This window comes from Halomonas dongshanensis (assembly GCF_024790395.1).
Taxonomy (GTDB): domain Bacteria; phylum Pseudomonadota; class Gammaproteobacteria; order Pseudomonadales; family Halomonadaceae; genus Vreelandella; species Vreelandella dongshanensis.
The window spans coordinates 502,343-517,362 of sequence record NZ_JAJISC010000001.1; the positions used below are offsets into that span (position 1 = coordinate 502,343).

Genomic DNA, 15,020 nt, shown 5'->3' on the forward strand with positions numbered 1-15,020 from the left:
TCATTAGCTATCAAATACAACTGCGACGAGGTCGACATGGCCAATAACATAGCAGACCTGCTGGCACCGCATCAGCTGCGCTTGGGTATCAATCCGTTGAGCTGGACCAACGATGTGATCGAGGAGTTCGGCGACGATACGCCCGTGGAGACCTTTCTGCGCGAAGCCGCCGAGTGCGGCTATCAAGGTGTCGAGATGGGGCGCAAGTTCCCACGTCAGGCGGCGGCACTCAAGCCGCTTTTGGCCGAGTACGACCTGGCGCTGGTCAGTGGCTGGTATTCGGGCTTTCTGGCCGAGCGTGACGTCGAAACCGAGCTCGACGAAGTCGCCGCTCATGCCGACCTGCTCGCTACCTGCGGCGCCAAGGTCATGGTCTACGGCGAGTGCGGCCTGATGCCGGGTACCGCACCGCTGGATGCACCGCTCTCTAAAACGCCTGTCGTCGCTGCCGCCGACTGGCGCGCCTACGGTGAGCGTCTGACGCGCTTTAGCGAGACGCTCAAGGCGCGCCATGGCATTGCGCTTGCCTATCACGCCCATCTGATGATGGTGGTCGAGAGCGGCGATGAGATCGATGCGCTGATGGCCAACACCGGCGACGCGGTGGGCCTACTGTTCGATGCAGGCCACGTCGTGGCCGGTGGCGGCGACCTGAAAACGCTGCTCGCGCGCCATGGGTCGCGCATCAACCATCTGCACTTCAAGGACATTCGCCGCGACGTGATGGCCGAGGTGCGTCGAGGGGATTTGAGCTTCAACCAGGGGGTGCGCAACGGCATGTTCACCGTGCCGGGCGATGGCTATCTGGATTTCACTCCGTTGGTCGATTTTGCCACCCAGACCGACTACCAGGGGTGGCTCGTGGTCGAGGCCGAGCAGGACCCGCGCAAGGCGCCGCCCAAAGAGATGGCGAGTATCGCCTACCGCCACGTGCACTCACTTTTTGCCCATCGCTAAGCGCCCACGCTGCGCTCCCAAGGAGGTCATCACATGTCCAAGACACTCAACATCGGTTTGATCGGCAGCGGTTTCATGGGCCAGGCCCACGCCGATGCCTACCATCGCGCCCGCATGCTCTATCGCGACTTGCCGCTCGAACCCAAGCTCTACGCCATCGCCGACCAGGGCGATGAAACCGCCGAAGCCGCGCGCAGCCGCCTGGGTTTCGAGAAGGGCTACGGTGACTGGCGTGCGCTGATCGACGATCCCAACGTCGACGTAGTCGACATCACCTCACCCAATGCACTGCACCATGAAATGGCGCTGGCGGCCATTGCGGCGGGTAAGCACGTCTACTGCGAAAAGCCTTTGTCGATGAACGACGACCAGGCGCGTGAGATGCACGAGGCCGCCGAGCGCGCCGGGGTCAAGACCATGGTGGCGTTCAACAACATCAAAACGCCAGCAGCGCTTCTCGCCAAGCAACTGATCGATGCCGGTGAGATAGGTCGGCCGATTCGCTTTCGCGGCACCTTCGATCAGGGCTTTTTCAACGACCCTAACCTGCCCTGGTCCTGGCGCTGCTCGCGCGAAGGCGCGGGCACCGGGGCGCTGGGGGATCTCGGTGCGCATATCATCAGCGTGGCGCAGTTCTTGATGGGCGACTTTGCCGAAGTCAACTGCCAGGCGCAGACTCAGATCACCGAGCGGCCGGTCCCCGCAAGTGACGCGGGCTACGCCAGCCAAGTCGATGTCAACGCCGAGATGCGCCGGGTGGAAAACGACGACCAGACCCAGGCACTGGTCAAGTTCACCTCCGGCGCGGCTGGGGTGATCGAGAGCTCGCGACTCGCCGCAGGGCGGGTGTTTGGCGTCTATTGGGAGATCTCCGGCACCGAAGGCACGCTGTATATGGATGGCGAGCGCTTCAATGAGCTGCAGGTCTATCGCTTCAATGACGACAAGCGCGATCGCGGCTTCAAGACGCTGTTGGCGGGCTCCCAGGTGCCACAGTACAGCGCCTTCTTTGGTTTCGACTTCGCCGGGGGCGGGCTTGGCTTCTTCGATGCCAAAGTGATCGAGATTTATGACCTTATCCAGGGCATCGCCAAGCAGGACGATTGCTTCCCCAATTTCGCTTTTGGGCGTGCCAACCAGCGCATCATCACCGCCATGGACGAGTCTGCCCATAGCGGCCAGTGGGTGCGTATTTAGGCCTTTGCCAAGGCGCTCAATTGGCTTCGTGTTACACCCTAGCGCCCTCGCTAGAGGGCGCGTTGCAAGGCTTTAAATAATGACAACACTGCACGCCATTACGCTTTTGTCGTTTCTCTTCTTTACCGCGCTGGTGGCCGTAGTGACCTGGTGGATCACTCGCGGCGACGATCTCAAGAGCACCACCGGCATGTTCCTGGCCGGGCGCAGCCTGACGTTTCCACTGATAGCTGGGTCGCTGTTGATGACCAATCTCTCCACCGAGCAGATGGTGGGGCTCAACGGCTCGGCCTTCACCGATGGCTTTAGTGTCATGGCCTGGGAAGTGGTGGCGGTCATCGCTCTGGTGTTGATGGCGCTCTTCTTCCTGCCGCGTTTTCTCAAAAGCGGCATTGCCACCATTCCACAGATGCTGGCGCTGCGCTTCGATAGCGGCACGCAAAAGATCTGTAACCTGATTTTTCTCATCGCCTACGCGGTACTACTGCTGCCGATCATTCTCTACTCGGGCGCCATGGGGCTGCAGGGCATGCTCGACTTACCCGCCCTGACCGGTATTCAGTCGCCGACGCTGCTGCTCTGGCTGACGGTGTGGGGCGTGGGGCTGATTGGGGCGGTTTATGCGCTGTTCGGTGGGCTGCGCACGGTGGCGGTGTCCGATACGCTCAACGGTATCGGCCTGCTGGCAGGCGGTTTCATCATCGTCTATTGCGGGCTGCAGGCGGTTAGCGACGGTCAGGGCGTGGTGGCTGGCTGGCAGACGCTGGTGCAGAGCGACCCCGAGCGCTTCGACTCCATGGGGCGCGCAGATCAGCAGGTGCCTTTTGCGACGCTGTTCACCGGGGTCTTTCTGCTCAACGTCTTCTACTGGACCACTAATCAGCAGATCATCCAGCGCACTCTGGCCGCACGCACGCTGGCCGAAGGCCAAAAGGGGATATTGCTCACCGGTTTCATCAAGATTCTTGGGCCGCTCTACTTGGTGCTTCCCGGCATGATCGCCTACTACCTCTACGCCGACGAAGGCGTGGGGGCTGATCAGGCCTATGGCCACCTGGTGTTCAACGTGCTGCCGCCGTGGCTTAGCGGCTTCTTCGCTGCGGTGATGGTGGGTGCAATTCTCTCCTCCTTCAACTCGGCGCTCAACAGTACGACGACGCTGTTTAGCCTGGGGCTCTACCGTGATGGTTGGAAGCGTGACGCCGATGACGCTCAGGTAGTGCGGGCGAGCAAGCGGTTTGGCTGGATCATGGCACTCATCGCCATGACCATTGCGCCGCTGCTAGCGGGCCAAGATAGTCTCTACGACTACCTGCAAAAGATGAACGCAATCTACTTCATTCCCATTTTTGCCGTCGTGGTGGTGGGCTTGCTGACGCGCCGGGTGCCGCCGATTGCGGCCAAGAGCGCTTTGGTGGGCGGTTGCTTGCTCATTTTTGCGGGCTACTTCATTGCGCCGTTCAACCGCTTGCCCACTCTGATGCACGAGTACCATTTCGTTGGCGCCGTCTTCGTGCTGCTGGTGGCCGTCATGCTCTTGATCGGAAAACTCTACCCCCAGCCACAGCGTTGGGAGCAGCAAGCGACTGGCGAGGTCGATCTCACGCCTTGGCGCGCGGCCTGGCCGGTGGGGCTGCTGCTGGTCGGTATCGTCATCGCCATTTATACCGCTTTCGCCGGTGGCCTATAACGTATCCACGCAGAATCGAAGGAGAAGAGTATGACACGACCCAGAATTCGCATCGGTATGGTCGGCGGCGGCCCCGGCGCTGGTATCGCCAACGCGCACCGCATGGGCATGCGCTTGGATGACCGCTATGTCCTGGTCGCGGGTGCGTTTTCGCGCTCGCTGGAGAAGTCGCGGCAGGCGGCGGCCGAGCTGCATGTCGATCCGTCGCGTATTTATCAGCACTACGCCGAAATGGCGCAGGAGGAGGCCGCGCGTGAGGATGGCATCGAGGTCGTCGCCATCGTCACCCCTAACGATAGCCACTATCCGGTGGCCAAGGCGTTTCTCGAAGCGGGCATCCATGTGGTGTGCGACAAGCCCATGACCGATGACCTGGAGACCGCCATTGCCTTGCACGAGTTGGCCCAGCAGCGCGGGCTCGTTTTCGCCCTAACCCACAACTACAGCGCCTATGCCATGGTGCGCCAGGCTGCCGAGCTTGTGCGCGGTGGCGCGCTGGGTGAGTTGCGCATCGCCCAGGTGGAGCACGCCTCTGGCTGGGCGGCGGCACGTATGGAGGATGACCCGCACAACAAGCAGGCCGCGTGGCGTCTCGCGCCGGATCAGGCGGGCGAGTACAGCGTGCTATATGACTTGGGGACGCATGCCCACCAGCTGCTGCGCTTCGTCAGTGGTTTGGAAGTGACGGCAGTAGCCGCCGAGCTCAATACCTGCGTAACGGGGCGTCGCGTATTCGACGATGCCCATGTGCAGCTACGCCTCTCCAACGGCGCACGCGGCGCGCTCTGGGCCTCGATGGCAGCTACCGGAAACGCGCACGGGCTGCGCATTCGCCTCTACGGTGACAAGGCGTCGCTCGAATGGGAGCAGATCGATCCGCACCATCTCACGCTGCGTCATCTCGACGGCCACTGCGAGGTTCTCACCCACGGGTATGGCGGCCAGAGTGCCGCAGCCGAGCGCCTGACTCGGGTGGGGCTCGGACACCCCGAGGGCTTCATCGAATCCTTCGCCAACCTGTATAGCGATGTTGCCGAGGCCATCGAGCGCCATCGCCTGGATAAAAGCGTGCCGGGAGCAGACTCACCGCTTCCGGGCAGCCGCGATGGGCTGCTGGGCGTTCGCTTCGTCAAGGCGGTCGCTGAATCGCACCTTGCCCAAGGAGGCTGGATCGAGGTCGCTACCGAAAGCTAAGCCTCGTCCCTTAGACCCTACCGCGCGTCGCTTGTCGATGCGCGGTATTTCCCGTGCCTTAAGATTGGCGTTAGCGCTTTGTCCAAATAGGCCTTTTTAGTGTGTAAGGCGTGCGCTTACTCGCTGTTGTAGACAGTAAAACTTTCCTCATATCCGTAATCGACGCGTGTTTTATCCGTGCTGGTGGTGATTAAAACTCTTTAACGTTAAGGAGTTGAGTGTAACGCTCGACCAAAGTATGGAATAAAAAAATTGATATAATATTTTTTAGAATATAGGTTCCATAAAGGGGATGGTTTAGCGGTTAACGGTCCCACTATTGATCTGGTTAGTTGTGTTTTAGCGACGATGTTGCCCATAACGCCGCCTCGAAAAATCAATAGCTAGGTCTCGAATAACACTAGGTCTCGAATAACAACAGTCTTAACAGGAGATACGCGTGAGCACGCACACATCCACCCTGGACTCGTCAACGCGGTCGGCTTCGCAAACGGCCTATCCCGCGCCCACCAAAGAGTTCGAGCGCCAGCGGATTCCCGCCAGCCATCAGCTCAGCGGTAAATATTTCCTCGGCTCCTTCGCCGGTGAGCACGTAGCCGGTACGGAGTTCGTCATCGGGGCCTCGCTGGTAGCGTTGGGCGTCAGTACCAGCGACCTGCTGTGGGGGCTTTTGATCGGTAACTTGCTGGCCGTGCTCTCCTGGGCGTGGGTATGCAGCCCGGTAGCGGTGCGCTCGCGCATGACGCTCTACTGGTACCTCGAACGCCTCGCCGGTAAGCACTTCTCGTTTGTCTACAACTTATTGAACGGACTTATCTTTGCGGTCATTTCCGGGGCCATGATCACCGTTTCGGCCTCGGCGTTTCGGGTGGTGACCCATATCCCACCACAAACTGCTTGGTACCCGCAGAGTCTAAGCTTCGTCGCCTTGGTGCTGTTCGTCGGCGCCATTACGGTATTCATGACGCTGAAGGGCTTCAAGCTGATCGCCAATTTCTCCACCGTTTGTTCGCCCTGGATGGCGACGATGTTTCTGGCCAGCGGCGTGGTCACGGTGCCCATCCTGCTCAATATGGGCGAGCTCGATGGCATTACGTCGCTTTCCGGCGTGGTGGATACCTTCGTCTGGACTGGCGCTACGCCCGATGGCAGCCCGGGTATTTCGGTGTGGATCATCGCTGCTTGGGCCTGGGGGGCGAATCTGCCTCAGCATCTGGGCATGAGCGACATGACCATCATGCGCTTTGCGCGCAAATCCTCTTACGGCTACTTCTCGGCGGCAGGGATGTACATTGGTCACTACATGGCCTGGGTGTGCGCCGGGCTCATGGGCGCGACCGCTGCGCTTTTGGCCGGTGCGCAGCTCACCGAGATGGACCCGGGCGGCGTTGCCTTCCGCGTATTGGGCGCCATGGGGCTTATCGCGGTGGTGATCGCCGGTTGGACGACGTCGATTCCGTGTCTTTACCGTGCGGGCTTGGCCTTCCAGTCGGTCTTTCCCAAACAGTCGCGGGTGCGCGTCACCGCCATCACCGGCGTTGCCACTACCTTCATCGCCTGTTTCCCCTTCGTGTTTACTCAGTGGCTCAACGTGCTGTCGTATTTCATCATGCTGATGGCGCCGGTGGGCGCGATCATCGCCGCTGAGCATTTCCTGCTGCCGCGCATGCGTATTCGCCCCTTCTGGCGTGAGCATCAGGGTCTTGCGAGCAACTGGCCCGCCTTTGCCGCTTGGGGGCTAGGCGTACTGGTCGGTATTCTCTTTTTGCTCGAAGGGTCGCTACACCTGTTTGCGCTGTTCATTCCGGTATGGTTTTCGAGCTTCTTCGCCTATGCGTTGCTGTGCCGCCTGGCGGGCGCCGAGCGCGAAGAGCAAGGCGACTTGCTCGAAGCCGCCTATGGGCCGCTCAACCCTCCTGAAGCGGGAGAAGCTATCACTGCGCACAACCCCGTCAACCGTAGCAACCCCTGGTACCTCTCGGCGCTGGCATGTCTTGTCGTGATTGTCGCCATGGCGGGCTGGTCGTGGCGTCAGGGCTTGGATGCCACGGCGCAGCTAGATACTTTCCAGCTCTTCATCATCGTGCCGACGGTGCTCTACTTCATCGCCGCCACGCTATGGATGAAAAACCGCCGCCGCCCCCAGCGCGTGCGCTAACGTAGCCTCAGCGCCCGGTTTCATGCGGCATAAAGCGGTGGAGCCGGGCCGCCGATTTACGTTCGCGTCGCTCCTGACGCCGCTCCATCTCTAGCGTATGTTCGAATAGTAGCTCCTGTGCTTCGGCCAGGAGCGCTTGTATGTCCAGCGTTGAGGCGGCTGGAAGCGTCAAGGCCTCGCTCAGCGCCTTGAGTTGAGATTGAACGTGCTCAAACAGATTCTTCAATGAAAGGGGTGGGCAGAGCGCCAGGCGCTCTAGCGTAGGCAATATGCGCGCGAGCATGGCGGCTGGGTTGGGGGCGAGTAGCGTATCGGCGAGTGGCCCCGAAAGGCGTACGCATAGCTGCGCGGGCTCGCTGGGTTCGATTTCGGCGTGGCTTCCACGAATGGCATCGACGAGGGTGTCGGGCGCTCCCCACTTTGCCGCAAGCCACGCCCCTACCAGCGCATGATCACCATTGAAAAATGTCCGCTCAAGTTGTTCGATCTGGTGATGCGAAAGCTCTGCATCGCCGTACAGTGTGGCGGCCTTGCTGGGGTAGGCGGCTTGCAGGGCCAAAATGCCGATATCCTGCAGTAACGCTGCGGTATAGACGCTGCCGCGAGCGTCGGCACAGTAGCGCTCGGTTAGCCGTTGGGCAATCAAGGCGGCCGTGATCGAGCGTTGCCAGGCGCGCTGGCGGTAATGATCGGCGCTCGGCGGTAGTAGGCTAAAGCTCAAAACGGCAACCAGCGTCGTATCCAAGCCCAATTGCTGAACGGCATCAAGGCAGCCTGTGGCTTGCGAGACTCGGCTGTAGTAAGCGCTGTTGGCCAGCGTCACCAAGCGTAGCGTCAGCGCCGGATCGCACTCGATTGTTCGGGCGTAGTCGCCAAGCGTTGCGCGCGGCGTGCGCGCCAGCATCAGCACCTTTAGCGCTGTCGACGGCATCGCAGGCAGGTTCTTGCACTGCAAAAGGGCTTGACTGAGAAAGGTTGGTAGCTCTTCGGTAAGCGCCATGTAGCGCGTTCTCGTCGCCTCGACAATATCCATCATGGGATCCTCGCATTCACCCAGGGCGGGTGACGAAAGAGCGACCCGCAGTTATCGATATCGAATGTCGAGGGTATCCCTTTCCTCAACGTCGTCAAGTGCACGATTTACCCACCATGCGCTGCCAAGACGCCGTTTGCCCCTTTAACGCGATGTAGTAAGGCGATGATGCATCAAAGCCTACTTCAATCCCTCGGATAGCGCGCTTCGAGTTCGGCGACTTGCTCGGGCGTCAGCCCCCGTGGGTTTTCGCCACGCAGCAGCAAGAAGAGCTTGGCCGTTTCTTCTAGCTCTTCTGTAGCGTAAACCGCCGCTTCGAGATTCTTACCCGCCACGACTGGGCCGTGATTTGCGAGCAGGACCGCGCTGTGTTTGCCCGCGAGCCCGCGTACGGCATCCCCGAGCTTGGGGTCGCCAGGCATGTGGTAGGGCACCAGGGGCAGTTTGCCCACGCGCATGACGTAGTAGGCCGTAAGCGGTGGAATGCAGTCGCAGTGATCGACTCCCGGCAGGCAGGAAACGGCCACGGAGTGAGTCGAGTGCAAATGCACGATAGCGCCGGACTGCGGCCGCTCGTCGTACATCGCCATGTGCAGAAACTGCTCTTTAGTGGGTTTGTCGCCGCTGAGCAGCTGGCCGTGCTGGTCCAAGTGCGAAATACGCGCCGGGTCCAAGCGGCCAAGACACGCATTGGTCGGCGTCATCAGCCAGCCACCATCGTCCAGGCGCACGCTGATATTACCGCTGGAGCCCATGGTCAGGCCGCGATCGAAGAGCGACTTGCCCAGGGTACTGATCTGTTCGCGCAGGCGGTTGTCGTCGTGAGTGCTCATTGCAATACCTCGAATGCTCGGGTGAAGAAGTCGATGCCGCCGAAGTTGCCCGACTTCAGTGCTAGCGATAAGGGGCGGCTACGACCCGCGAGCGTGGCTTGTGTCCAGGGAACGCCGGGATCGATCTGTTCGCCAATACGCAGCGCCTGGATACCCAAGGCAGAGACCACGGCCCCCGACGTTTCCCCACCGGCCACGACGAGACGCCCTACGCCCTCGTTGACCAAAGAGGCAGCGAGCTGGCTTAGCGCGCGTTCGACCAGCTCTCCCGCCTGGGCTACACCTAGTTCGGCTTGCGCTTGGTGTACTTTTTCGGGGTTGGCGGAGGCGTATATCAGCACGGGCTCGTCGTCCGCGAGGCGCTTCAACGCGAAGCCAAAAGCACTCTCCCATTGAACGTCGTCTTTGGCCAAGGAGAGTGGATCGAGCGCAAAGCCTGCGCCAGGGTGGCGTTCGAGAAAAGCGTCCACTTGAGCAAGCGTTGCCCGCGAGCAGCTGCCCGACAGCACCAAGGCGCGCCCACTAGCGGACTGAAGGCGCCCGGGTTCGGCAATCGGCGCAAGCCAACCTTGACGTCGATAGCGCTCGGGCAGGGCCTGCCCGAGACCCGAACCGCCGGTCACCAGTGGCTGTGAGGAGACCGCCTCGGCGAGTCGTTCGAGGTCGCCATCGCTGACGCTGTCACAGATCACATGGCGCACGTCTTGCCGGGCGAGCGCTTCCAAGCGCTGTTGAATGGCCTCTGTGCCCTGGGCAATTGTCGCGTGCGCGACTAGGCCAACGCCGTGCGGGGTTTGGCGGCTCAAGACGCGTACGAGGTCCGCGTCGGTCATCGGCGTTAGCGGGTGGTGTTGCATGCCGCTGTCGTTGAGCAGACGATCACCGACGAAGAGATGGCCCTGGTAAACGGTACGCCCGTTGACCGGAAAGGCAGGCACCATCACCGTTTGCCGTGCCCCTAGCTGGTCGAGCAGCGCATCCGCAACGGGGCCGATGTTGCCTTGGTCGGTCGAGTCGAAGGTGGAGCAGTATTTGAAGAAGAGTTGGCGTACGCCCAGTTGTTGCAGCCAAGTCAGCGCTTTCAAAGAGGCCGAAACCGCCTCTTCACTGGGGCAGGAGCGCGACTTCAGTGCCACGATTACGGCGTCGACGTCATCGAGCTGAATGGGCGCGCTTGGCACGCCGATCACTTGAACACAGCGCATGCCACCGCGCACCAAATTGTTGGCGAGGTCGGTCGCGCCAGTGAAGTCGTCGGCAATGGCGCCGAGTACGATGGTCATGAAAACCTCCGGAGAGCGCGCGTCATGCGGCGGCCGTCTTGCGACGAGCCCGCTTGATGAGCGGAGCGATGAGGGTAACGGCCAACAGCAGTGCCGCTACGGCCAAGAGCGATGCGCTAATCGGGCGCGATAGGAAAATGCTGACATCACCCTGCGACATAGATAGTGCGCGGCGCAGTTCGCTTTCGGCAATGGGACCAAGGACGAGGCCCAAAATGATCGACACGAGAGGAAAATTGATCTTCTCGAGCAAATAGCCGAGCACGCCGAAACCCAGCATCAGCCAGACATCGAACATGGAGTTGCGCACCGAGTAGGTTCCCACCACACAGCACATGATGATCAAGGGGCCAAGAGCCGAATAGGGAACGTTCAGCAGCTTGGTGAAGAGCGCAATGAATGGCTTCGAGAACAGCAAGATCATGAAGTTGACGATGAAGAGGCCGGCAAAAACGGCGTAGATCAGGTCGCTGCTGCTGACCATGAACATGGGCCCTGGTTGCAGGCCGTGCATGATGAAGGCGCCTAGGATCACCGCCGTGGTGCCGCTGCCGGGAATGCCCAGCGCGAAAAGCGGAACCAGTGCTCCCATGGCAGCCGCGTTGTTGGCGGACTCCGGAGCCGCGATACCTTCGGGCGCCCCCTTGCCGAATTTTTCCGGATGCTTGGACCAGCGTACCGTTTCGCTATAGCTGACCATTGCGGCCGTGCTGGCGCCAATGCCGGGCAGAATACCGATGATGACGCCAATGAGAGAGGAGCGCGACAGCGTAACGCCAATCTGGCGCAGAATGGGAAGATCGAAGATTTTGATCTTCACCTTCTTGAGCGGCTGATGGCTCTCGTGATCCAGTGTTCGCTTCATCACCTCTGATACGGCGAACAGCCCCACGATGACCGGGATCAGGCCTACGCCCTCGGCCAGGTTGAGATTGCCGAACGTATAGCGGCTGGTACCCGTGAGTGGATCGATACCGATGGTCGCGATGAATAGACCCAGGGCCGCGCCGATAAGCCCGAAAATGAGTCGCCCGCCTAGCGATGCCACCACGGTAAGGCCAAGCACTGCCAAGGCGAAGTATTCGGGCGAGGAGAAGCGCAGCGCCATGCTAGCGAGCATCGGGGTGAAAATAATTAGTGCAACGGTGCCCACCAAACCGCCGATGGCCGAGCTCAATACGCCGATGCCGAGCGCTTTGCCAGCTTCGCCGCGCTGGGTCATGGGATAGCCATCGAAGGCCGTCATGACGGCTTCGGGCGTGCCTGGTGCGCGGTAGAGAATGGCGGTAATGAGCCCGGAGAAAACGGTAGCGCCATAGATCGCCGTGAGCACCATGAAGGCGGTGGTTGGCTCCATGCCGTACGTCACGGGCAGCAGAATGACGACCAGAATCACACCGCTGATGCCGGGTAATGCGCCACCAATGAAGCCAATGAACACCGCCGAGGTAAGTAGCAGCAGGTTGAGGGGCTGCATCACGACGGCAAGGCCGCCAATAAAATGTTCTAGCATGATCGACTCCCTAAAAAGTCCGCGTTGGCAGGCAACTGCCTACGGCATGGGGATGCCCAGAAGTGAAACGAAGACGCCTTGCATCAAGACGCCAGCAACGACCAGAGTGATCGCGATGGCGACCCAGGAGCGTGCGCCCAATAGGTACGTACCGATGAGGGTGAAGGTGAGACTGGCAATCAAGAAGCCCACCTGCTGCATCAGCAAGGTGTAGGCAAGGGTTGCCAGCATCAGCCACCAATGCCGCATTCTTCCCAGCGAAAAGCCAGCACGGCGCGGTGTGTCATCGGTAGGCGCGGTAGCGGGGTCGCTCGCACGTGACCGCCAAGTAAGCAGCAACAATAAAAGGCCAAGGGCAATGAGAATGACCAGCAAGGCCAGCGGCCATACCCGTGGGCCGATGAAGGTCGACACCTCGGCGGAGCTTGGAAACTGAAGCGTCGGGTACAAACTGGCGACAGCGAGTGCTACGACGCCCAACGCGAAGAGAGATATCTTGGCGTGCATGACAAACCCTGAAGGAGTGAAGAAAGCGCCTGTTAGCCAGGCGCTTTCGAGTGACGACGAAGAAGAGGGCAAAGCCCCCTTCCAACCCGGCTTTGCGTTAGTCGTCCTGCAGCAGGCGCGAGTAGAGCTCGAAGTTGTTCTCGAGACGCTGGCGGTACTCGTCACTGCTCATCCAGCCTTCGCGGTAGGTGAGGTTCACGCGCTCGGCGTAGCTTTGATACTCCTCGGAGTCGTAGACCTCCTTGAGGGCCGTCTCGAGCTTCTCGACGATCGCATCGGGGGTGCTGGCGTGGACGAAGATCGCACGGTCATTGCCGTCGGTCAGGTCCCAGCCATTCTCCACCGTGGTGGGAACGTCGGGGTAGTCTTCTAAACGTTCGTCGCTAAAGACCAGAATCGGCGCCATCTGCCCGGCATCGATATAGCTCAAAAGCGGGCTGAGGGACGTCGTGGTGGCATCGATGTTGCCGCCCAGTACGTTGGCCGTGGCGTTACCGGTGCTGTCGTAGGGAATGAAGTTCATGTCGATGCCAGAAGCATCGCGCAGGGCTAGAAACGCCACGTGGTCTGGGCTTGCCGTATGCGTGCCCCCCACGTTGATTTCACCCGGATGCTCTTCGGCGTAGGCCATGAAGGCGTCAAAATCCTCGAAGCGCTCGGGATTGACGAACAGCGCCATCACATCCGACTGCATACGCGCCAGAGGCGTCACCTGATCGAGCCCTACGGGGTTCTGTCCCGCTGCCAGCGACGTCACGAAGGTGGTGGAGGCGAAGTCCAGGGTATGCCCATCCGCAGCACCGTTGGCAGTGCGCTGGTGGGCCAAGGCGCCCGAGGCGGCAGGCAGGTTGATGACGGTGGAGCGAGCGCCGCCCAGTGCTTCTTCGAGCATAGGGCGCACCACGCGAGCGAAGTTGTCGGTACCGCCCCCCGCGCCTGCCGCAACGAGAAGCTGGAGGGGCTTGCTGGGGAAGTCGTCGGCGTCGCTGGCACTGACGCCTGCCGATACGCCCAGCATGGCTAGGCCCAAGGTAAGGTGCTTGAGATGATTGTTCATGAGTGGCGATTCTCCACGTCTGTTTGTTGTTGCTTTGGTTGCTGACGAACGTTGCTCTTGGTGATGCCAGGGCAGCCGTTGGTGGCGCTACCCTTGGCACTGCGTTAACGCCGAGGCGTAAGGGTTACTTATGGAACAGGCGATCCTGCTCCAGGCGTAGCTCGTAAAGCCGCGATGCCGGTAGGCGTACATCCGCCAAAGTGATGGCTTGTCCTGCGGCAATATCGCGAACGACCTCGGCACCCGGAAGCAGATAGAAGGGCACGTTAGCGGTGTCGGCTAGCGCGGCAGCTGGATGAATTTCCGGGCGAAGGCCATCGATGTGGCGATGGTGGCCTTTCATTTCCAACAACTGTCCTGCTGCGATATCGCGCGTTGCCCGTGCGGTAAGGTCGAACTTCGGCGTGGTGTCGTGGCCGCCACCCGAGGGCAAGCCATTGAGCACGGCGTCCAGCAGCGAAATCGGCGCTTCCAGGCCAAGCAGATGGCGTGGCAGGTAAACCATGGCGCTAGTGCCGTTACGGCTCAGGACGTGGCCCTTGTCCTTCAAGAGCTTCCACACGTGCGGATCTTCACAGCGCACCACGACGAAGACGCCACCGGCAAAACTCAGCTCATCTGGGCGGCGCAGGCAGTTGAACACTTCCAAACGCTCGATACCCTGAAGCACACCCCCCTGGGTTTCGGCGTCCAACAGCGTGGGCACTTCGTCGGTGCGTAGCACCATGGCATGAAACTCAGGGCGATCAGGAGCGAGCCCCGTTGCGTTAGCTACGTTGACCATCTCACACAGATCGGGAACCGAGATTTGCGCAATGGCCGCCAGCGCCTTGCTGCGTGCCTGAGCGGTAGCGCCTGCGTGCTCGCCCAGTGTCCAGTGCTCGGCGAGGTCTGCTGCCGGGTACTCGATGCCGTTGCACGTTACGATGTTGCGCGCTTCATCCCAGACGAAGTCGTATTCGCTGCTTTTGCCCGCGGCGATGATCTCGAAGCCGAGCGTTCTCGCCCAGGTGACCAACCCGATCAACAAGCTGGGCTGGTCGCCATCGAGCGGCGTGAACAAACGTGCCTGTTTTTCTGCTAAGCGTGTCAGGTAAGGGCCGACGACCGACTCGGTCTCTTTGGTCGCGATCCCCACGTGCTTGCCTGCCAACAGCGCCGCTTCGGCGTAGCGGGCGCCAATATCGGGTATGCCGGTGGACTCGACCAGAATGTCGAAGGGCAGGGCGGCAACCGTTTCGAAGTTGCCTGCTGCCACGTAATCACCCCGCTCCCATGCTTGCTGTGCGTCTTTCTCAGAATGGCATACCATTATTTTTTCTTTGGAAATACCAGCATTAACAATGGCCTCTGCTGCTTTCTCAGGGCTAACGTCGATCGCAATGCGGGCAGAGAGTTGGCGCATCTGTTCCGCTTGGCGCAGTACGCCGCGGCCAAAATCACCTGCTCCTGCAATACAGGCTTCGACCACTCTTTCTGAATTGAAATGGTATAAGTAGTTCATATATATGTTCTTTTATGTGTTATTGAACGCGAATGGCGTAGCGCTGAGCTAAGGGTAAAGCGTTGCGTCCTGCCAAACCTTAAGCCCCGATATA

12 protein-coding genes are annotated in these 15,020 nt (G+C 60.5%); 5 read left to right on the forward strand and 7 right to left on the reverse strand.

Annotated features, from left to right (window positions below):
* Nucleotides 1-36: 36 nt before the first annotated feature.
* The 5 genes from iolE to LLY24_RS02335 all read left to right on the forward strand — a co-directional run bounded on the left by iolE (nucleotide 37) and on the right by LLY24_RS02335 (nucleotide 7,196).
* Nucleotides 37-957 (forward strand): myo-inosose-2 dehydratase, encoded by a 921-nt coding sequence (gene iolE, locus LLY24_RS02315; RefSeq protein WP_259034647.1) that lies wholly within the window; start codon nucleotides 37-39, stop codon nucleotides 955-957.
* Between the two features lie 33 nt (nucleotides 958-990).
* Nucleotides 991-2,154, forward strand: coding sequence for a Gfo/Idh/MocA family protein (locus LLY24_RS02320; protein WP_259034648.1), 1,164 nt, complete (start codon nucleotides 991-993; stop codon nucleotides 2,152-2,154).
* Between the two features lie 88 nt (nucleotides 2,155-2,242).
* Entirely contained in the window at nucleotides 2,243-3,844 is a 1,602-nt protein-coding gene (locus LLY24_RS02325; RefSeq protein ID WP_259034895.1) for a solute:sodium symporter family transporter, read from the forward strand.
* A gap of 30 nt (nucleotides 3,845-3,874) precedes the next feature.
* Entirely contained in the window at nucleotides 3,875-5,038 is a 1,164-nt protein-coding gene (locus LLY24_RS02330; RefSeq protein ID WP_259034649.1) for a Gfo/Idh/MocA family protein, read from the forward strand.
* Between the two features lie 439 nt (nucleotides 5,039-5,477).
* Nucleotides 5,478-7,196, forward strand: a complete 1,719-nt coding sequence (locus LLY24_RS02335) for a purine-cytosine permease family protein (protein WP_259034650.1) — start codon at nucleotides 5,478-5,480, stop codon at nucleotides 7,194-7,196.
* 7 nt (nucleotides 7,197-7,203) lie between these two features.
* On the opposite strand, the gene LLY24_RS02340 is transcribed toward LLY24_RS02335, so the two are convergent.
* The 7 genes from LLY24_RS02340 to LLY24_RS02370 form a co-directional block, all read right to left on the reverse strand.
* Complete coding sequence (locus LLY24_RS02340) at nucleotides 7,204-8,232, reverse strand: HDOD domain-containing protein (RefSeq protein ID WP_259034651.1); 1,029 nt, start codon at nucleotides 8,230-8,232, stop codon at nucleotides 7,204-7,206.
* A 182-nt stretch (nucleotides 8,233-8,414) separates the two neighbouring features.
* A complete protein-coding gene (gene otnC, locus LLY24_RS02345) occupies nucleotides 8,415-9,062 on the reverse strand; it encodes a 3-oxo-tetronate 4-phosphate decarboxylase (RefSeq protein WP_259034652.1) in 648 nt (215 codons plus the stop codon).
* Nucleotides 9,059-10,345, reverse strand: coding sequence for a 3-oxo-tetronate kinase (gene otnK / locus LLY24_RS02350; protein ID WP_259034653.1), 1,287 nt, complete (start codon nucleotides 10,343-10,345; stop codon nucleotides 9,059-9,061). The genes otnC and otnK overlap by 4 nt, the downstream gene beginning before the upstream one ends.
* 22 nt (nucleotides 10,346-10,367) lie before the next feature.
* Nucleotides 10,368-11,858, reverse strand: coding sequence for a tripartite tricarboxylate transporter permease (locus tag LLY24_RS02355; RefSeq protein WP_259034654.1), 1,491 nt, complete (start codon nucleotides 11,856-11,858; stop codon nucleotides 10,368-10,370).
* Nucleotides 11,859-11,897: 39 nt separating this feature from the next.
* Nucleotides 11,898-12,365 carry a tripartite tricarboxylate transporter TctB family protein gene (locus LLY24_RS02360; protein WP_259034655.1) on the reverse strand — a complete coding sequence of 156 codons (468 nt, stop codon included), beginning with the start codon at nucleotides 12,363-12,365 and terminating at the stop codon, nucleotides 11,898-11,900.
* A gap of 97 nt (nucleotides 12,366-12,462) precedes the next feature.
* Nucleotides 12,463-13,422, reverse strand: a complete 960-nt coding sequence (locus LLY24_RS02365; RefSeq protein WP_259034656.1) for a Bug family tripartite tricarboxylate transporter substrate binding protein — start codon at nucleotides 13,420-13,422, stop codon at nucleotides 12,463-12,465.
* Between the two features lie 124 nt (nucleotides 13,423-13,546).
* Nucleotides 13,547-14,926 carry a flagellar biosynthesis protein FlgA gene (locus LLY24_RS02370; RefSeq protein WP_259034657.1) on the reverse strand — a complete coding sequence of 460 codons (1,380 nt, stop codon included), beginning with the start codon at nucleotides 14,924-14,926 and terminating at the stop codon, nucleotides 13,547-13,549.
* Nucleotides 14,927-15,020 lie beyond the last annotated feature (94 nt).

Excerpts from the sequence above, each read along its gene's own strand:
- iolE (WP_259034647.1), top strand. The coding sequence starts at position 37 with ATGGCCAATAACATAGCAGACCTGCTGGCACCGCATCAGCTGCGCTTG.
- LLY24_RS02320 (WP_259034648.1), top strand. The coding sequence starts at position 991 with ATGTCCAAGACACTCAACATCGGTTTGATCGGCAGCGGTTTCATGGGC.
- LLY24_RS02330 (WP_259034649.1), top strand. The coding sequence starts at position 3,875 with ATGACACGACCCAGAATTCGCATCGGTATGGTCGGCGGCGGCCCCGGC.
- LLY24_RS02340 (WP_259034651.1), bottom strand. The coding sequence starts at position 8,232 with ATGATGGATATTGTCGAGGCGACGAGAACGCGCTACATGGCGCTTACC.
- otnC (WP_259034652.1), bottom strand. The coding sequence starts at position 9,062 with ATGAGCACTCACGACGACAACCGCCTGCGCGAACAGATCAGTACCCTG.
- otnK (WP_259034653.1), bottom strand. The coding sequence starts at position 10,345 with ATGACCATCGTACTCGGCGCCATTGCCGACGACTTCACTGGCGCGACC.
- LLY24_RS02355 (WP_259034654.1), bottom strand. The coding sequence starts at position 11,858 with ATGCTAGAACATTTTATTGGCGGCCTTGCCGTCGTGATGCAGCCCCTC.
- LLY24_RS02360 (WP_259034655.1), bottom strand. The coding sequence starts at position 12,365 with ATGCACGCCAAGATATCTCTCTTCGCGTTGGGCGTCGTAGCACTCGCT.
- LLY24_RS02365 (WP_259034656.1), bottom strand. The coding sequence starts at position 13,422 with ATGAACAATCATCTCAAGCACCTTACCTTGGGCCTAGCCATGCTGGGC.
- LLY24_RS02370 (WP_259034657.1), bottom strand. The coding sequence starts at position 14,926 with ATGAACTACTTATACCATTTCAATTCAGAAAGAGTGGTCGAAGCCTGT.